Origin of the sequence: Pseudomonas sp. NFACC46-3 (genome assembly GCF_900114515.1) — a bacterium.
In the GTDB taxonomy this organism is placed as follows: domain Bacteria; phylum Pseudomonadota; class Gammaproteobacteria; order Pseudomonadales; family Pseudomonadaceae; genus Aquipseudomonas; species Aquipseudomonas fluorescens_Q.
Window position 1 is genome coordinate 162,784 of the sequence record NZ_FOTH01000004.1, and the last position, 18,981, is coordinate 181,764.

The 18,981-nt window shown below is 62.3% G+C and carries 15 protein-coding genes, 1 tRNA gene, 1 pseudogene and 1 riboswitch; of the genes and pseudogenes, 15 read left to right on the forward strand and 2 right to left on the reverse strand.

From position 1 onward, the window contains the following. Both BM300_RS07605 and BM300_RS07610 read left to right on the forward strand, forming a co-directional pair. Positions 1-1,515, forward strand: a complete 1,515-nt coding sequence (locus BM300_RS07605; RefSeq protein WP_092148623.1) for a tripartite tricarboxylate transporter permease — start codon at positions 1-3, stop codon at positions 1,513-1,515. After that, positions 1,508-2,548, forward strand: coding sequence for an AbrB family transcriptional regulator (locus tag BM300_RS07610; RefSeq protein WP_092148627.1), 1,041 nt, complete (start codon positions 1,508-1,510; stop codon positions 2,546-2,548). The genes BM300_RS07605 and BM300_RS07610 overlap by 8 nt, the downstream gene beginning before the upstream one ends. A 244-nt stretch (positions 2,549-2,792) precedes the next feature. Here the strand turns inward: BM300_RS07610 and ung are convergent, their stop codons facing one another. Continuing rightward, positions 2,793-3,485 (reverse strand): uracil-DNA glycosylase, encoded by a 693-nt coding sequence (gene ung, locus BM300_RS07615; RefSeq protein ID WP_063322542.1) that lies wholly within the window; start codon positions 3,483-3,485, stop codon positions 2,793-2,795. A gap of 131 nt (positions 3,486-3,616) precedes the next feature. Between ung and BM300_RS07620 the strand changes: the two genes are divergently transcribed. Further along, a complete protein-coding gene (locus tag BM300_RS07620) occupies positions 3,617-4,729 on the forward strand; it encodes an enoyl-CoA hydratase/isomerase family protein (RefSeq protein ID WP_092462448.1) in 1,113 nt (370 codons plus the stop codon). A gap of 92 nt (positions 4,730-4,821) precedes the next feature. Here BM300_RS07620 and BM300_RS07625 read toward each other — a convergent pair whose 3' ends face one another. Further along, positions 4,822-5,250, reverse strand: a complete 429-nt coding sequence (locus tag BM300_RS07625) for a hypothetical protein (RefSeq protein ID WP_092148636.1) — start codon at positions 5,248-5,250, stop codon at positions 4,822-4,824. Positions 5,251-5,555: 305 nt separating this feature from the next. Then, a riboswitch (guanidine-I (ykkC/yxkD leader) is annotated at positions 5,556-5,657 on the forward strand. A gap of 60 nt (positions 5,658-5,717) precedes the next feature. Between BM300_RS07625 and BM300_RS07630 the strand changes: the two genes are divergently transcribed. From BM300_RS07630 to BM300_RS07685, 12 genes and pseudogenes are all read left to right on the forward strand, one after another. Further along, on the forward strand, positions 5,718-6,785 hold the full coding sequence (locus tag BM300_RS07630) for a putative urea ABC transporter substrate-binding protein (RefSeq protein WP_092462449.1): 1,068 nt from the start codon (positions 5,718-5,720) through the stop codon (positions 6,783-6,785). Positions 6,786-6,800: 15 nt separating this feature from the next. Further along, entirely contained in the window at positions 6,801-7,616 is an 816-nt protein-coding gene (locus BM300_RS07635; protein WP_092224902.1) for an ABC transporter permease, read from the forward strand. Further along, positions 7,613-8,401 (forward strand): ABC transporter ATP-binding protein, encoded by a 789-nt coding sequence (locus tag BM300_RS07640; protein ID WP_092224904.1) that lies wholly within the window; start codon positions 7,613-7,615, stop codon positions 8,399-8,401. Before BM300_RS07635 ends, BM300_RS07640 begins: the two co-directional genes overlap by 4 nt. Before the next feature lie 13 nt (positions 8,402-8,414). After that, a complete protein-coding gene (locus tag BM300_RS07645) occupies positions 8,415-9,140 on the forward strand; it encodes an urea amidolyase associated protein UAAP1 (RefSeq protein ID WP_063322547.1) in 726 nt (241 codons plus the stop codon). Between the two features lie 11 nt (positions 9,141-9,151). Continuing rightward, complete coding sequence (locus tag BM300_RS07650; RefSeq protein WP_092224906.1) at positions 9,152-9,793, forward strand: urea amidolyase associated protein UAAP2; 642 nt, start codon at positions 9,152-9,154, stop codon at positions 9,791-9,793. A 198-nt stretch (positions 9,794-9,991) separates the two neighbouring features. Beyond that, a complete protein-coding gene (gene uca / locus BM300_RS07655) occupies positions 9,992-13,672 on the forward strand; it encodes an urea carboxylase (protein ID WP_092462451.1) in 3,681 nt (1,226 codons plus the stop codon). 22 nt (positions 13,673-13,694) lie between these two features. After that, positions 13,695-15,473, forward strand: a complete 1,779-nt coding sequence (gene atzF / locus BM300_RS07660) for an allophanate hydrolase (RefSeq protein ID WP_092462452.1) — start codon at positions 13,695-13,697, stop codon at positions 15,471-15,473. 344 nt (positions 15,474-15,817) lie between these two features. Beyond that, positions 15,818-16,435: pseudogene (locus BM300_RS07665) on the forward strand (GGDEF domain-containing protein); the annotation flags it as partial. Continuing rightward, positions 16,428-16,646 (forward strand): cysteine-rich CWC family protein, encoded by a 219-nt coding sequence (locus BM300_RS07670; RefSeq protein WP_072347095.1) that lies wholly within the window; start codon positions 16,428-16,430, stop codon positions 16,644-16,646. The pseudogene BM300_RS07665 and the gene BM300_RS07670, both read left to right, overlap by 8 nt. Positions 16,647-16,681: 35 nt before the next feature. Then, the gene (locus BM300_RS07675; RefSeq protein ID WP_092462454.1) at positions 16,682-17,374 is read left to right on the forward strand and encodes a pseudouridine synthase; all 693 of its coding nucleotides are present in this window, start codon (positions 16,682-16,684) and stop codon (positions 17,372-17,374) included. Positions 17,375-17,683: 309 nt separating this feature from the next. Beyond that, positions 17,684-18,568: an alpha/beta fold hydrolase gene (locus BM300_RS07680; protein WP_063322554.1), complete on the forward strand. Its 885-nt coding sequence runs from the start codon at positions 17,684-17,686 to the stop codon at positions 18,566-18,568. A gap of 162 nt (positions 18,569-18,730) precedes the next feature. Next, positions 18,731-18,804, forward strand: a tRNA-Gly gene (locus BM300_RS07685). Positions 18,805-18,981 lie beyond the last annotated feature (177 nt).

Below are 18,981 nucleotides of genomic sequence, written 5' to 3' on the forward strand. Positions count from 1 at the left end.
ATGGATACCCTGAATTATCTCGGCCAGGGTTTTGGCGTTGCACTGACCCCCTACAACCTCGTCACAGCACTGACCGGCACCCTGATCGGCACCGTGGTCGGCCTGCTGCCGGGCCTGGGCCCGATCAACGGCGTGGCGCTGCTGATCCCGATTGCCTTTGCCCTGGGGCTGCCGCCGGAATCGGCGCTGATCCTGCTGGCCGCGGTGTACCTGGGTTGCGAATACGGCGGACGTATCAGCTCGATCCTGCTCAACATCCCGGGTGAAGCTTCCACCGTGATGACCACCCTCGATGGCTATCCAATGGCCCGCCAAGGCCTGGCCGGCGTGGCGTTGTCGCTGTCGGCGTGGAGTTCGTTCATCGGCGCGTTCATCGCCACCTGCGGCATGGTGTTGTTCGCACCGTTGCTGGCCAAATGGGCGATTGCCTTCGGGCCGGCGGAATATTTCGTCCTGATGGTGTTCGCCATTGTCTGCCTCGGCGGCATGGCCGGCGACCGACCGCTCAAGACCTTCATCGCGGCGCTGATCGGCCTGTTCCTGTCCAGTGTCGGGATCGACGCCAACAGCGGCGTGTACCGTTTCACCGGGGACAACATCCACTTGACCGACGGCATCCAGTTCGTCGTGCTGGTGCTGGGCCTGTTCTCCATCAGCGAAATCCTGTTGCTGCTGGAAAAAACCCATCGCGGCCAGGAGGCGGTGAAAGCTACCGGGCGAATGATGTTCAACTTCAAGGAAGCCGCGTCGGTCTTCACTGTGAACCTGCGCTGCGGCGTGCTCGGTTTCATCATGGGCGTGCTGCCGGGTGCTGGTGCGACCCTGGCCAGTGCCGTGGCCTATATGACGGAAAAACGCATTGCCGGCGCCGGTGGCACGTTCGGCCAGGGCGACAAGCGCGGCCTCGCCGCCCCGGAAACAGCCATCGGTGGCGCGGCCTGCGGTGCGCTGGTGCCAATGCTGACCCTCGGTGTTCCCGGCTCGGGCACCACCGCGGTGATGATCGGCGCGCTGTCGCTGTACAACATCACGCCCGGTCCACTGCTGTTCCAGCAACAGCCGGACATCGTCTGGGGCCTGATCGCGTCGTTGTTCGTCGCCAACATCATGCTGGTGATCCTCAACATCCCGATGATCCGCATCTTCACCCGGATCCTGGCGGTGCCGAACTGGGCACTGGTGCCGGTCATCGCGATCATCACCGGGATCGGCGTCTATGCGGTGCATGCCACCACGTTCGACCTGTTCCTGATGATCGGTATCGGCATCTTCGGCTATATCCTGCGCAAGCTGGACTTCCCGCTGTCGCCAGTGCTGCTGGGCTTCATCCTCGGTGGCCTGATGGAGCAGAACCTGCGGCGTGCGCTGTCGATTTCCAACGGTGCACTGGAGATCCTCTGGTCGAGCCCGATCACGTTCGGCTGCTGGATCCTGACAGCGATCATGCTGTTCATGCCATTGCTGCGAATCTGGCGTCGCCGCGCCGCTCAACGTCGCGCCCTGGCCAATGTCTGAGGCGATATTCAGACAATGGTGGGGAACACCGCTGGTCGGCCTGGCCGGCGGTTACCTGGCCAGCCTGATCGGCTGGCCTTTGCCCTGGATGGTCGGCTCGTTGCTGGCGATCATACTGGTGCGCTGTCTTACGCCGTGGCAACTGATGGAAATCCCCGGCGGCCGTAAGTGCGGCCAATGGGTGGTGGGCATCGGTATCGGCCTGCACTTCACTCCTGTGGTGATGGAGCAGGTGCTGAGCCACTTCGGCCTGATCTTCTTCGGTGCGCTGATCACCAGCGTGTCCAGCGTGGTGAGTGTCTGGCTCATGCGTCGCACTGGCGAGGAGCGCGCCACCGCGTTTTTCTCGAGCATGCCGGGCGGTTCCGGCGAAATGGTCAACCTCGGCGCCCGCAACGGCGCGGACCTTAGTCGTGTTGCAGCAGGCCAGAGCCTGCGGGTGCTGGTGGTAGTGTTGTGCGTGCCGGCAGCCTTCAAGTACCTGTTGGGCGAAGGCTCGCCGGTGCAACACGCCACGACGGTGGACTGGCTGTGGCTGGCGATCCTGTTCCCGGCGGGCGCCCTGCTCGCCTGGGTCTGGGAGCGATTGCGCCAACCCAACCCCTGGTTGTTCGGACCCTTGCTGGTAAGTGCGGCGGTGAGCGTCGGTTGGGACCTGCACATCGGCCTGCCCAACGGCGCCAGCCAGGTCGGCCAGTGGTTGATCGGCAGCGGATTGGGTTGTCATTTCAACCGGCAGTTCTTTCGTCGGGCGCCGTCGTTCATGGGGCGTACCCTGATCGGCACGGTGTTGACGATGCTGATCGCCACGCTTGCAGCCCTAGGCTTGAGCACCTTGACCCATCTGGATCTGCGTTCACTGACACTCGGTATGATGCCCGGCGGCATCGCGGAAATGAGCCTGACGGCGGAAACATTGCAACTGTCAGTGCCATTGGTGACAGCGTTGCAGGTGATGCGATTGCTGTTTGTGTTGTTTCTGGCGGAGCCGTTGTTCAGGTATTGGATGCGCAAGCCGGGTTCGGACTTATAGACCAAGTTGCCTTCATCGCGAGCAAGCTCACTCCCACAGGGACTTTGGTCGAGCTCCAATTTCGGCTTCACACAATGTGGCGAGGGAGCTTGCTCCCGCTGGCCTGCGAAGCAGGCCTCTGCATTTTTTCAGCCGGACCGCATGATCCGATTTTGCGACTGCTGCGCAGCCGAGCGGGAGCAAGCTCCCTCGCCACGGGTTGTGGGTGGTTTGGGCTCGCGATGGGGCCCTGACTGCCGACCACTTAAAGCGGCGGCAACCGCCAATCAATAGGCGCCTCGCCATGTTGCTCGAGGAACTTGTTGGCCCGACTGAAATGCCCGCACCCCAGAAAACCCCGATAAGCCGACAACGGTGACGGGTGAACCGAGGTCAGCACCAAGTGCTTGGTAGCGTCGATCAGTTTCTGCTTGCTCTGGGCATGGGCGCCCCATAACAGGAAGACCAGGTTCTGCTGGTGTTCGCTGACCACTTCGATGACCCGGTCGGTGAAATGCTGCCAGCCCTTGCCTGCGTGGGCGTTGGCGTTGGCACGCTCCACGGTCATGGTAGTGTTGAGCAGCAACACGCCTTGGTCGGCCCAGCTTTGCAGATAGCCGTGGTTGGGAATATCGATGTTCAGATCGCGCTTCAACTCCTTGTAGATGTTCACCAGCGACGGCGGCGCCGGCACACCCGGTTGCACCGAGAAACACAAGCCATGGGCCTGGCCCGGGCCGTGATACGGATCCTGGCCGAGGATCACCACCTTGACCTTGTCCAGCGGTGTGGAATTGAGGGCATTGAAAATCAGCGGTGCCGGTGGATAAATTTCCTTGCCGGCGGCGTACTCCCGACGTAGGAATTCGCGCAACTCCGCCATGTAGGGCTGGTCGAACTCGGCACGCAGTGCCTGCTTCCAGCTCGGTTCGAGTTTGATACGGTCGTCGGCAGTCATGGTTGCATCCGGTAAAAACAATGGGCGCACCCTAGGAAAGCCTACATGGCTTGTCAATTGATCTGACGCAGAACCAGCACTTTCCCACGCAGCGGTCATACTGATTATTCAAATTTCTGATCGAGGTCACGATGAATCTGCACTTCGAAGAGCTCACCGGCATCGACGGTGCCCGTATCGGCATCGCCACCCTGGACGCCGAAAAATCCTTGAATGCCTTGTCCCTTCCGATGATCAACGCCTTGCGTGATCGTCTCGATGCCTGGGCCCGGGAGCCGCAGGTCGTTTGTGTGCTGTTGCGCGGCAATGGCGCCAAGGCCTTCTGCGCCGGCGGTGAAGTGCGCAGCTTGGTGGAAGCCTGCCGCGCCCATCCCGGCGAAGTGCCGCCGTTGGCGGCCCAATTCTTCGCGGCGGAATACCGCTTGGACTTCAACCTGCACACCTATCCAAAACCCCTGCTGTGCTGGGGCCACGGTTATGTACTGGGCGGCGGCATGGGCCTGCTGCAAGGCGCCAGTACCCGCATCGTCACGCCAAGCAGTCGCCTGGCCATGCCGGAAATCAGCATCGGCCTGTACCCGGATGTCGGCGCCAGTTGGTTCTTGTCGCGCCTGCCCGGCAAGCTCGGGCTGTTTCTCGGCCTGACCGGCGCCCACATGAATGCCCGGGACGCCATCGACCTGGACCTGGCCGACCGCTTTTTGCTGGATGAACAACAGGACGACCTGATCGAAGGCCTGCTGCAACTCAACTGGCAGGAACAGACCGCGGTGCAGCTCAACAGCCTGCTCAAGGCCCTGCAACAGGAAGCGGTCGGCCAAATGCCCGAAGCCCAATGGCTACCACGTCGGCAGAAAATCGATGAATGGCTGGATGTCAGCGATGTGCGCTGCGCCTGGAAAGCGCTCAGTTTGTTGGTGGACCACCCGGACCCGTTGATCGCCCGCGCGGCCAAGACCATGAGCGAAGGCTCCCCGCTGACCGCTCATCTGGTCTGGGAACAGATCGCCCGTGCCCGGCATTTGTCCTTGGCCGGCGTGTTCCGGATGGAATACACCTTGAGCCTCAACTGCTGTCGCCATCCGGAATTCAGCGAAGGCGTGCGCGCGCGGCTGATCGACAAGGACCACAAGCCCCGTTGGCACTGGCCGGACATCAACCATGTGCCCGAGGCGGCGGTCGAGGCGCACTTTCACAAGGCGTGGGAAGGTCGGCATCCGTTGGCGGACTTGTCCAACGAGTAACGAGTCAGCAACTCCCACAAGAGCTATCCCATCGGGTTTATTGCAGGCACAAAAAAGCGGCGCTTTATGCGCCGCTTTCTGTTGCCCTGGGATCAGCGGTGACTGCCCCGTCCATCGTGATCGCCGCGTCCCCGATGATCACGTCCGCCTCGACCGCGTCGGTCGTCATTCCAGCCGCCCCGGTCATGGCCGTCCCAGCCACCCCGATTCGGATAAGACCGGTACGCCGCTCGCGGTGGCGAGTAGTAGCGTGGGCCTTGCTGGTAGTAACGCGGTGCCGAGTAATGGCGCGGCGCCGGTTGGTAGTAACGCGGTGCCGAGTAATAGCGCGGCGCCGGTTGGTAATACCGCGGGGCGTAATAGCCACGCGGAGCCGAATAATAACTCCCGCCACCGTAATAGACCGGTGCCGGTGAGGTATAGACCTCGGAACGGTAGTAGCTCGAGTCTCCGTCGTAGTAAGGCACGCAGGCCGAAAGAGTCAAACCGAGAAACGCAATGAGGAGCAGTCGTCGATACATGGCGGCCTCCTGGACCGCGAATGAGCCGCATCAGCGACGCTGATGGGCGGCAGCCAACTTTGTGTGACTGACGCATATTCAGACAGCAAAATCGGAATCTGGTGCGACCTGGCAACAACTAGAAACATGTCGCTCGTCGCCCTCTTCCGGTGCGCGACGGCACCACAAGCAAGCACAAATCCGCCCCCAAGCATTCTCTCCCCAACACCTGCCCTCTCTAACCCGGGCCTTTGCCCGAATTGGCACGGCTCTCGCTTTAACAAACCCCGTGCAGGAGTCATCACAGGTTCGCGGCACCACAATTTGCAATGGCTGACTAGGGTTCCGGCTCGCCTCTGGCGAGTGACTGGTCCGAGAGTTGGCGACCTCCAGTTGAGGTTACACGGCGGGACAAAAGCCCGGGAGACAAGCCACCGTTCGCGGTGCCGCGTTGCTCCTGTCCGCCCTTGATCAACTGGAGAACCACCATGTTCAAGCTTCGTCTGTCCGCCCTGCTCCTCGCCGTCCTCTCGGCCCTCGTGAGCTTCTCATCCGCCGCTGCTCAAAAAGACCACTTCAGCGTCTGCTGGACCATTTATGCCGGTTGGATGCCCTGGGAATACGCCGGTAGCCAAGGCATCGTCGACAAATGGGCGAAAAAATACGGCATCAAGATCGATGTCGTGCAGCTCAACGATTACGTCGAATCCATCAACCAGTACACCGCCGGTCAGTTCGACGGCTGCACCATGACCAATATGGACGCCCTGACCATTCCCGCCGCCGGTGGCGTGGACAGCACCGCGCTGATCATCAGCGACTTCTCCAATGGCAACGACGGCATCGTCCTCAAGGGCGAAGGCAAGAAAGTCACCGATCTCAAGGGCATGGACGTCAACCTGGTGGAACTGTCGGTGTCCCATTACCTGCTGGCCCGCGCCCTGGATTCGGTTGGTCTCGCCGAGAAAGACCTGAAAGTCGTCAATACCTCCGACGCCGACATCTCTGCCGCCTTCAACACCGACCAGGTCAAGGCCGTCACCACCTGGAACCCGATGCTCTCGGACATCAAGGCCCAGCCCGGCGTGAGCGAAGTGTTCAATTCCAGCCAGGTCCCTGGCGAGATCATGGACATGATGGTGGTCAACACCCAGACCCTGCAGGACAACCCGGCCCTGGGCAAAGCGTTGACCGGCGCCTGGTTTGAAGTGGTGGCGCTGATGAACGCGAAAAACGCCGCGAGCAAGACCGCGTTGGAGCACATGGCCAAGGCCTCGGGCACCGACCTGGCCGGCTTCCAGGCGCAACTGGACACCACCAAGCTGTTCGCCACACCCAAAGAAGCCCTGGGTTTCGCCACCAGCGAACAACTGCCCGCCACCATGGGCAAAGTCGCCAACTTCTCGTTCCAGCACAGCTTGCTGGGCGAAGGTGCCAAGGACGCCAACGCAGTCGGCATGGCGTTCGCCAATGGCGTAACCCGCGGCGACAAGGCCAACCTCAAGCTGCGCTTTGACCCGACCTACGTACAGCTGGCCGCCGACGCCAAGCTGTAAACCGGAGGACCTGGCATGCGCCTGATCAACCGCTACCCGGATCGTCCCAGCCGCTTGTTGCTGGTGATCCTGCCCTTCGCGCTGGTGTTGCTCGCCTACTTCATGGGCTCGGCCGAACGGTTGACGGACAACCCCAACGACAAACTGCTACCCAGCGCCGTGCAAATGGCCGATGCGGTCAAGCGCCTGGCCTTCACCGCTGACGCCCGCAGCGGCGAATACCTGCTCTGGCAGGACACCGCGTCGAGCCTGCGTCGGTTGGCCATCGGCCTGGGCATCAGTGCCCTGGCCGGACTGTGCCTGGGCATCGCCGCCGGCACGTTGCCGCTGTTGGGCGCGCCGTTATCGCCGCTGCTCACCGTGGTGTCGATGGTGCCGCCGCTGGCCATCCTGCCAATCCTGTTCATCGTCTTTGGCCTGGGGGAATTGTCGAAAGTCATGCTGATCGTGATTGGCATCACACCGTGCCTGGCTCGCGACCTGGAACAGCGCGCCCGGGAAATTCCGCCCGAACTGCTGATCAAGGCCCAGACCCTCGGCGCTTCGACCTGGACGCTGATGCTGCGGGTGGTGCTGCCGCAATTGCTGCCGCGCTTGCTGATTTCCCTGCGGCTGATGCTAGGTTCGGCCTGGCTGTTTCTGATCGCCGCCGAAGCCATCGCCTCCACCGATGGGCTGGGCTATCGGATTTTCCTGGTGCGGCGTTACCTGGCGATGGACGTGATCTTGCCGTACGTGGTGTGGATCACCCTGCTCGCCTGGCTGATGGACTGGGGCCTCAAGCGCCTGACCCGGCAAGCGTTCCCCTGGTATGAGGGGGCGAAGGCATGAGCTTTATTACGGTGAACAACGTCTGGCAACAGTATGCCGATCAGGTGGTACTGGAGCGTTTGAACCTGAGGGTCGCCGAAGGTGAGTTCTGCACCCTGGTGGGTGCCTCGGGTTGCGGCAAGTCGACCTTCCTGCGGTTGCTGCTGGGCCAGGAGCGCGCCAGCCGCGGGCAGATTCTCCTGGACGGCGAGCCCTTGGCCGGCGAGCCGGATGCCAGCCGGGGCGTGGTGTTCCAACGCTATTCGGTGTTCCCGCACCTGACCGTGCTGGACAACGTGGCCCTGGGCCTGGAGTTGCCGCGCTCAGCACTTTTGGGGCGGCTGTTCGGCAGCGCCAAGCGCCAGGCCCGCGAAGAAGCTGCGCAACTACTGGACAAAGTCGGCCTCGGCCATGCGCTGGATAAATACCCGGCGCAACTGTCCGGGGGTATGCAGCAGCGGCTGGCGATCGCCCAGGCACTGATCATGAAGCCGCGGGTCCTGCTGCTGGACGAGCCCTTCGGCGCCCTCGACCCGGGCATTCGCAAAGACATGCATGCCCTGCTGCTGGAGCTGTGGCGCGAAACCCGGCTGACGGTGTTCATGGTCACCCACGACCTGTCCGAAGGTTTCAGCCTCGGCACACGCCTGTTGGTGTTCGACAAGGTCCGCGTCGATCCCCACGCCCCCGGCGCCTATGGCGCACGCATCACCTACGACATCCCATTGAACAGCGACCGCCGCACCGCCCGTGCCGCCGTCGACGCCCTGCCCGCCGAACTGGCCGGCACGTTGCGTATTGCTTGAACGGAGTTTTTTCATGACCGACTCGACCCACTTGTTTACGCCCTTCGCCGAAGAATTGCTGCCCGGTGGCGGCCACCGCTCCTTCGTGCTCAAGCGCGGCCAACTGCTGCGCCTGACCGACCTGCGTGGCGGGGCCAACGTGAGCCTCACGCTACTCAATGCCAACGAGAAAACCGAACGCCTGAACCTGCCCGACAGCCTCAAATGCCAACACACCGCCAAGCTCACCGCCGGCCACTGCCTTTACTCGGACATGGGCCGGGTGCTGGCCGCCATCACCGCCGACACCTGCGGCTGGAGCGACAGCCTGGGCGGCGTGCTCTGCGCCGAGGAAGTCGCGCAAAAATACGGTCAGGGCCGCTACCAGGAACTGCGCAACGGCTTCTTTCGCAACGGCACCGACAACCTGTTGGTGGAACTGGGCAAATGGGGACTGGGCCTGTCCGACCTGCTGATGACCCTCAACCTGTTCAGCCGGGTCGATGTCGATGAGGCCGGAAACTTTCACTTCGTCGAGGGCAATTCCCTGACCGGCGACTACATCGAGTTGTACGCGCCGATGGACACCCTGGTGGTGCTGACCGCGCTGCAACACCCGATGGACCCGAACCCGCAATACGCCCCGCAACCGCTCAAGCTCAGCTGGATGAATGCCGATGCCAGCGTCGCCGAGCACTGCCGCCTTTCGCGTCCGGAAAACCAGCGCGGCTTTATCAACACCGACCGCCTGTTCGCCTGAGGATCGCTGCCATGTCACTCGCCATCGCCACCGCACACAAGCAACCCGATACCGCCGTCTACCGTGCCACGATTCCCGCCGGGGAACCCTGGCTGGTGGAGGTCAAGAAGGGCCAGACCTTGCGCATCCTCGACCTGGAAGGCAACCAAGCGGTCGACACGCTGTTCTACAGCCTGGCCAACCCCAAGGAACGCTACGACGTGCAGCGCACCCTGCGTCGACAAAACAGCGTTTACCTGAGCACCGGCAGCGTGCTGTATTCCAACCTCGGCCACCCGATGCTGACCATCGTCGAAGACACCTGCGGGCGCCACGACACCCTCGGCGGCGCCTGCGCCCAGGAAAGCAACACCGTGCGCTACGCCCTGGAAAAACGCTACATGCACAGCTGCCGTGACAACTACCTGCGGGCCTGTGCCCACGACGGTCGCCTGGGCAAGGGCGATATCGGGCCGAACATCAACTTTTTCATGAACGTGCCGGTCACCGCCGATGGCGGCCTGACCTTCGAAGACGGGATCTCGGCGCCAGGCAAATACGTCGACCTGCGGGCCGAGATGGACGTGATCGTGTTGATCTCCAACTGCCCGCAACTGAACAACCCGTGCAACGCCTACAACCCCACGCCTGCGGAGCTTTTGATATGGAACTGAAACTCACCCGCCTGCGCCGCTGGCTGTTCGCGTTGTGCCAGAGCCGGTCGGGGCAGTGCATCAAATAACTTCATGAACCCCGCAGGGGATGAGGTGTTTGGAAGTTTCGCCGCCAGGGACGACCCCGGCGGCCATCGAAAACTGCGGGACGGCCCGCATCCCAATTCAGGCAGACCTGTATGCCTGAGGGGTAATGCCATGTTCGAAAAAATCCTGATTGCCAACCGTGGCGCCATCGCCTGCCGCATCCTGCGGACCCTGGGCGAACTGAAGGTCCAAGGTGTCGCGGTGTATTCCCAAGCCGATGCCGCCAGCCTGCATATTTTGCAGGCCGACGAAGCCCACAGCCTGGGCGAAGGCGCGGCGGCCAATACGTATCTGGCGGTGGACAAGCTCCTCGCGATCACCAAAAACAGTGGCGCGACGGCGATTCATCCCGGCTACGGCTTTCTCTCGGAAAACGCAGCCTTCGCCGAAGCCTGCGAAGCGGCCGGGATCGCCTTCATTGGTCCGACACCAGAGCAACTACGCGTGTTCGGCCTCAAGCACACCGCCCGCGACCTGGCTCGGCAACACGGCGTGCCGCTGCTCGAAGGCACCGAACTGCTCGACAGCCTCGACGCCGCGCTACTGGCCGGCACTCAGATCGGTTATCCGGTGATGCTCAAAAGTACCGCCGGCGGCGGCGGCATCGGCATGCGCGTGTGTCGCAGCGCCGCTGAGCTGAGCGAATCCTTCGAAGCTGTGAAGCGCCTGGGCCAGAACAACTTCAGCGATGCCGGAGTGTTCATCGAGAAGTACATCGAACGCGCACGGCATCTGGAAGTGCAGGTGTTCGGCGATGGCCAGGGGCAGGTGATCGCCCTGGGGGTGCGCGACTGCTCGGTGCAACGGCGCAACCAGAAAGTCCTCGAGGAAACCCCGGCACCGAACCTGCCCGAGGGCATGGCCGACGAACTCTGCGCAGCGGCGATCCAACTGGCCCAAGCCGTGAACTACCGCAGCGCCGGCACTGTGGAGTTCGTGTTCGACAGCGACGCAGGGCGCTTCTATTTCCTGGAAGTGAACACCCGCCTGCAAGTGGAGCATGGCGTCACCGAGCAGGTCTGGGGCGTGGACCTGGTGCGCTGGATGGTGCAATTGGCGGCCGGTGATTTACCGCCACTGAACGAGCTGGGCCAAGGTTTGAAAGCCGAGGGCCACGCGATCCAGGCGCGCCTGTATGCCGAGGACCCAGGCCGGGATTTCCAGCCAAGCCCAGGGCTGCTGACCGCCGTGAAATTTCCCCAGGCCGACGGCAAAGCACTGCGCATCGACACCTGGGTCGAGGCCGGTTGCCAGATCCCGCCCTACTTCGACCCGATGATCGCCAAGGTCATTCGCTGGGCGCCGACCCGCGAGCAGGCACGCCTGGGCTTGCATCAAGCGCTGGACGAAAGCCTGCTGTACGGCGTCGAGACCAACCGCCAATACCTGCAACAAATTCTCCTCGACACACCGTTTGCCAGCGGCCAGCCCTGGACCCGCTGCCTGGAAGCGCTGGTCTATCGTGCCCACACCGTTGAGGTGCTCAGCCCCGGCACCCAGACCAGCGTCCAGGACTATCCCGGCCGCCTCGGTTATTGGGCCGTGGGTGTACCGCCGTCAGGGCCGATGGACAGCCGTTCGTTGCGCCTGGGCAATCGCCTCTTGGGCAACGAAGAAGGTGCGGCGGCATTGGAAATCACCATGAACGGGCCGCTGCTGCGTTTTAACTGCGCCGCCCGAGTGACGGTGACCGGTGCGGTGATTGCCCTCACGCTCGACGGTGAAGCGGTGCCGATGAATACACCGTTGTCGATTGCTGCCGGCGCCACCCTCGCGATCGGCAACATCTCTGGCGCCGGGGCACGCAGTTACCTGTGCCTGCAAGGCGGCGTGCAAGTGCCGGATTACCTGGGCAGTAAAAGCACCTTCACCCTCGGCCAGTTTGGCGGCCACGGCGGACGAGCGTTGTGTACCGGCGACGTGTTGCACCTGACACCGCTGGATGAGCACACGACACTGCCGCCAACCAGCGCACCGATCCTGGAACTGCCGAGCGTGCGCCAGATCCGCGTGATCTACGGCCCCCACGGCGCGCCCGAATATTTCACCGAGCGCTACATCCAGTCCTTCTTCGACACGGCCTGGGAAGTGCACTTCAACTCCAGCCGCACCGGCGTGCGCCTGATCGGGCCGAAACCCGAGTGGGTCCGCGCCGACGGCGGCGAGGCCGGGCTGCACCCTTCCAATATCCATGACAACCCCTACGCCATCGGCGCCGTGGACTTCACCGGCGACATGCCCGTCATCCTCGGCCCCGACGGCCCGAGCCTGGGCGGTTTCGTCTGCCCGGTGACGGTGATCGAAGCGGACCTCTGGCAGTTGGGGCAACTCAAGGCAGGGGACAAGGTGCGGTTTGTGCCGGTGGACATATCGACCGCCCGCTCATTGGCGACACACATCCCTTGTGGCGAGGGAGCTTGCTCCCGCTCGAGTGCGCAGCACTCGCCAGACAATGATCCTACCGATAAAGAGTTGGGGCCGCTTCGCGACCCAGCGCGAGCAAGCTCGCTCGCCACAGGTTTTGGGTGCACACAGAAATGGGGGTCGCCTGTGGTATTGGATATCGGCCAGGACGATACCCGCCTGGTGGCAAGGCTATCTGGCGACACCCACCTGCTGCTGGAAATCGGCGCCCCCGAACTGGACCTGGTGCTGCGCTTTCGCGCCCACGCCTTGATGCAAGCGTTGGAACACAAACACCTGCCCGGCGTGATCGACCTGACGCCGGGCATTCGCTCGCTGCAAGTGCACTACCAACCCGAGCAATTACCCCTGGCCGATCTACTGTCCATCGTCGCCGGGGAATGGGACGCCGTGTGCGCCGCGCAAGACCTGCAAGTGCCGTCGCGCATCGTCCATCTGCCATTGTCCTGGGACGATCCGGCTTGCCAACTCGCCATCGAAAAATACATGACCACGGTGCGCAAGGACGCGCCCTGGTGCCCGAGCAACCTGGAGTTCATCCGGCGCATCAACGACCTGCCCAACCTCGATGAGGTGCAACGCACGGTGTTCGATGCCAGCTACCTGGTCATGGGCCTGGGGGACGTCTACCTTGGCGCACCGGTCGCCACACCGCTCGACCCACGCCATCGCCTGGTGACCACCAAATACAACCCGGCCCGCACCTGGACCGCGGAAAACTCGGTAGGCATCGGCGGCGCCTATATGTGCGTGTACGGCATGGAAGGCCCGGGCGGCTATCAGTTCGTCGGGCGCACGTTGCAGATGTGGAACCGTTATCGGGACGTCGCCGCCTTCGACGGCAAGCCGTGGCTGCTGCGGTTTTTCGACCAGATCCGCTTCTACCCGGTCAGTGCCGATGAACTGTTGCGCATCCGCCGGGACTTCCCCCTGGGCCGCTTCGACCTGAAGATCGAGCATAGCCAGCTCAATCTCGCTGAATACCAGCGTTTCCTGGCGCAGGAGGCTGACAGCATCGCTGCGTTCCGTCACCAGCAACAAGGCGCCTTCGACGCCGAGCGCGAGCGTTGGATCGCCAGTGGCCAGGCGCACTTCGACAGCGAAGAACCGGCCATCGCACCGAGCGAGGATTCGCCGCTGACTGACGGTCAACTGAGTGTCGACAGCCACATCGCCGGTAACCTCTGGCAGGTCCAGGTGGAGGTTGGCGCTCGGGTCGCCGCTGGCGATGTGCTGGTCATCCTGGAGTCGATGAAGATGGAAATCCCGGTGCTGGCACCCGTGGCCGGCATGGTACGCGAGGTGCGCGTGCAGCCCGGTTCGGCGGTGCGCGCCGGACAGCGTGTCGTGGTGCTGGAACGTGACTGAACTCAATCAAAGGATTAACCCCATGAACCTTTCGCTTCGCTTGGACGACCTGCGCAATGCCTACCGCAGCGGCGAACTGACGCCGCGTAAATTGCTGTTGGAGCTGCGGGAAAAAGCCGCGGCGCTGAACCCGGACTATCACCTGTTCATCCACCTGCTGACGGCCGAGGAACTGGAACCCTACCTGACCGCGTTGGAAGGCCGCGACCTCGAGAGCCTGCCGCTGTACGGCGTACCTTTTGCCATCAAGGACAACATCGACCTGGCTGGCATTCCCACCACTGCCGCCTGCCCTTCGTTTGCCTACGTACCGCCACGTTCGGCCACCATCGTCGAACAGTTGCTGGCACTGGGCGCGATCCCCCTGGGCAAGACCAACCTCGACCAATTCGCCACCGGGCTCAATGGCACTCGCTCGCCCTACGGCGCCTGCCGCAACAGCGTGCTGCCCGACTACCCGGCAGGCGGTTCGAGCGCCGGCTCATCGCTGGCCGTGGCCCTGGGCGTGGCGAGCTTTGCCTTGGGCACCGACACCGCCGGCTCCGGTCGGGTGCCCGCAGCGTTGAACAACCTGGTGGGATTGAAAGCCACCCTGGGGCTGATCTCCACGGCGGGCGTGGTCCCGGCCTGTCGCACGCTGGACTGCGTCACGACCTTCACGGCGACGGCCAAGGAAGCCAGCCAGCTGTTGGCGCTGACGGCCCGTCCAGACCCTCGTGACGACTACAGCCGCCACAACCCGCAGTGGAACGATGGCACCGCGTTCGGCGCGCCCCGGCGCTTTCGCTTCGGTGTGCCGCGCCAGCAAGACTTGGAGTTTTTCGGCTGTCCTGAAGGTCCGCAACTGTTTCTGGATGCCATCGAGCGACTCGAACGCCTGGGCGGCGAAGCCGTGGAACTGGACCTGTCGCCGTTCCTGGAAGCCGCACGGCTGCTTTATGAAGGCCCGTGGGTGGCCGAACGCTACAGCGTTGCCGGCCCATTGATGGAGCGCGAGCCCGACGCCGTACTGCCCGTCATCCGTGCCGTATTGGCGAAAGCGCCTACGGTGGATGGTGTACAAACCTTCCGTGCCCGCTACCGTTTGCAAACGCTCAAAGCCCAATGCGACCGGGCCATGGAGGCGCTTGATTGCGTACTCACACCGACCATCGGCCGACCGGTGCCCCTCGCCGAACTGGCCGCCGAACCGGTGCTGCGCAACTCGGAGCTGGGGTACTACACCAATTTCATGAACCTGCTGGACTACGCCGCCGTCGCCGTGCCCAGCGCATTCATGGCCAACGGCTTGCCTTGGGGCGTGACGCTGTTCGGTCGAGCGTTCACCGATCAATACCTCTTGAGCGTGGCCGATGCCTTGCAGCGTCAACAGGACAAGACCTTGCCTGTTCCCGCCCACCCGGCGCGCCACGACCGGGCACGGCTGGTCGTGTGCGGCGCACACCTGGACGGGTTGGCGTTGAACTGGCAGCTCAAGCAACGCGGCGCGCGGCTGATCGAGGCCACCCAAAGCTCGCCGGACTACCGTCTCCATGCCTTGGCCGGCGGCCCACCCCTGCGCCCCGGCATGCTTCGGGTCAGCGAGGGCGGCGTGGCGATCGAGGTGGAAGTCTGGGAGCTGCCGAGCAGCGAACTGGGTTCGTTCCTGACCGGCATCCCCGCACCGTTGGGGCTGGGCAAGGTGCAACTGGCCGATGGGCGCTGGGAAAGCGGATTCATTTGCGAGGCCTATGGTTTGGAGGGCGCGCAGGACATCAGCCATCTGGGGGGATGGCGGGCTTATCTAACTACCCTTGGGTAAACAGTGCCCTGTGGCGAGGGGATTTATCCCCGCTGGGCCGCGAAGCGGCCCCAATGCACTCTGTCTGATACACCGCGCTGTCAGGTATTGGGGCTGCTGCGCAGCCCAACGGGGATAAATCCCCTCGCCACAATTTTGCAAACCTGCAAATTCGACTGTCTTTTCCCACAAGGCCACTAAACTGACTTCATTGGGTCTGCGCCAAGGGAATCGCCATGTCGCTCCGTTCGCCGTTGTATTCCCAGCGCAAGCCGCTCCTGGCCGTGGTGGCGCTGCTGGGTACCGGATTCCTGATCATTGCCTTGCTGGGCTATTACGCAGCCCATGCCTCGGTACGCGATAACATCCTCAAGACACTGTATCTGAACCTGTTGATCGGCATACTCGTGACGCTGGCTGTCCTGGCAATCCTTTATCGGTTGATCAACAGCTACCAACAACGCATCGACGCCCAAGCCACCCTCGACAGCCTGACCGAATTGCCGAATCGCCGTGGCTTCGACCTGCTGGCCGTGCAAGCCCTCCATGAAGCCCAGCGCGAACCCAAACCCTTGACTGCGCTGCTGATGGAACTGGACGATTTCAAGCGGTTGGACACCACCCATGGTCATGTCGCCACCGATCAACTGCTGGCCGGGTTCGCCCGCGACCTGACACAAAACCTGCGGCATTCGGACATCGTGTGTCGCTGGAGCACTGAAGCCTTTGTCGTCCTGCTCAAGGACATCGATGGACAGACCGGTCTGAAGATCGCAGAGAAAATTCGTCAGCACATCGAAAAGCAGCGCTATTTCTGCAGTGGAAAACAATTGCTGGTCACCGTCAGTCTCGGCCTCACCACCTTGCAGGACGAAGACACCTTGCACAGCCTGCTGTCGCGGACCGATCATGCGCTGCAACGCGCCCGGCAGACCGGGCGCAATCGAACCTGCGTGGAAATGCCTCATTCCAGTTATGAATAAACCCGATCTTTGCCCGGCCTGCGGCGGTGCCAATGACTGCACCCTGGCCGACCCACGAACCGCCGACCGCGCCTGCTGGTGTTACGGCGTGAGCATCGACCCGGCCGTGCTTGAAGCATTGCCAGCCGAGCTGCGTGATCAATCCTGCCTGTGCCCACGCTGCGCCCAGGTCCAAGCCCAGTTGCGCGCCAAGCCTCAGCCGATCGCGTAAGATGCCTGCCCTCCGTTGCCTTGCCTGAACTGCCCATGCGCGTCGACCGTTTCCTCAGTAATCTGCCGCGATTCAATCGCCAACAAGTGCGCCTGTTGCTGGTGGAACGCCGGGTGCGGATCGACGGACAGACCGTCAGCGATCCCCATGCACAAGTCCGCGAATTCAGCCGTGTAGAAGTCGACGACGAAGTGCTGCAAGCAGGCCGGCCAGCGCGCTACTTCATGCTGCACAAGCCGCCCGGCTGTGTCAGTGCAACCCGCGACCCGCAACACCCCACGGCGCTCGACTGGTTGGACGAACCGGACAAGGACGACCTGCACATCGCCGGACGCCTGGATTTCAACACCACCGGGCTGATGCTGATCACCAATGACGGCACCTGGTCGCGGCGCCTGACCCAACCGCAGACCAAATTGCCCAAGGTCTACTACGTTGAAACCGAGCAAATCATCACGGCCGAATACGCCGACACTTTCGCCCGGGGCCTGTACTTTGCCTTCGAAGACCTCACCACCCAACCTGCAGAGCTGACGCTGCTGGGGCCCAGATCGGCGCGCTTGAGCATCGTTGAAGGGCGCTATCACCAAGTCAAGCGCATGTTTGGCCACTTCAACAACAAGGTGCTGCGCCTGCACCGCGAGCGCATGGGCCCACTGACACTGGACGCCCGTCTCGAGCCGGGCCAGTACCGCGCCTTGAGCCTTGAAGAAGTCCATCTCATCTGAACCTGCTACCGCTGGGCAGAAGTGTCGAACAATTTTCCGATAGGTACTTGCGCAACGCTCGCCCCCCTGCTTGAATCAAACCGTCGGCCGAAATGTGACCGATGAGTCACAACATACTTCCAAGAAACTTTTTGCCGGCTGGAACCCTCAGGTTCCGCCTTGTCCCGCCGGCGAACTGCCCGCCTATAACAACACCCGTCGACCTTTTTTTGGATCGACATGGGCCTTATCTTCCAGGCGTATGCCTACCTGTCACATTGCCCGTGCAATCTCATTGCGCGCATACCCGCTTGCCAGGAGTCTTATGACATGAGGCCAGAAATCGCTGTGCTGGATATACAGGGTCAGTATCGGGTTTACACGGAGTTCTATCGCGCAGACGCCGCACAAAAGACCATCATCCTGGTCAACGGCTCAATGGCCACCACCGCGTCGTTTGCACAGACCGCCAAAAACCTCTACCCGCAATTCAATGTTGTGCTGTACGACCAACCCTACGCGGGCAAGTCCAAAGCCCACAACCGGCATGAGACCATGCTGACGAAAGAGGTCGAAGGCCAGATCCTCCTGGAACTGATCGACCACTTCGCCGCCGAGCACGTGCTGTCGTTTTCCTGGGGCGGCGCCGCCACGCTGACCGCCCTGGCCCAGCGCCCACGGCGCATCGAAAAAGCGGTGATCAGCTCGTTCTCACCGGTACTCAATGCGCCGATGCGTGACTACCTGGAGCGCGGCGTGGATTACCTGAGCAGCCTGGACGGCGACCGTGTCGGACACTTGGTCAACAGCACCATCGGCAAACATTTGCCGCCGCTGTTCAAGCGTTTCAACTATCGCCACGTGAGCAGCCTGGCCGAGCATGAATACGGGCAGATGCACTTCCACATCAGCGATGTGCTTCACAGCGACCAGTTGTGCTACGTCAACGCGGCGAAGAAAATCAACGTGCCGGTGCTGTTCCTGAACGGCGAATGGGACGAATACACCGCGGCCGACGACGCCAGGCTTTTTGCCGATCATGTGCAGTACAGCAGCTTCAGCACACTGCAAGCCACCGGGCACTTCCTGGACATGGAACACAAGGCCGCCTGCCGCGACAGCCGCAACGCCCTGTTGGACTTCCTGAAACCGGCCCACCACGAAAGTCGACCACGCTACAACTACGTGCAGGACTACCATGCACTGGCTATCTGAAACCGAGTCCTCGCGAGCAAGCCCCGCCCTACGCTTCTGGCAACGGGGCTTGCCCGCGAACGACCGCTCTGGTTTAAGGCTTGCGTAGACGGGTGACCTCGCCGTACGTAAAGAAAAACTTCAAATCCTCGGCCACATCTGGTACAAAGTCAGCCGCTCTGAGCGGGTGTCGTATAATGGCATTACTCCAGCTTCCCAAGCTGATAACGAGGGTTCGATTCCCTTCACCCGCTCCAATCGAATTCTGATCCCGCGCCGTATGTTTTTTGACGATGGATTAAAAAACCGGCTCTTGGTGGCCGGTTTTTTTATGGCTGATTTGGGGAAGTGTGAGGTGATCTCCGAGCGTAGATAGATGGCTCCCCATCTCCGTCCAAAATAATACGCCCCCATTTCCACATCCTCGACGTTAT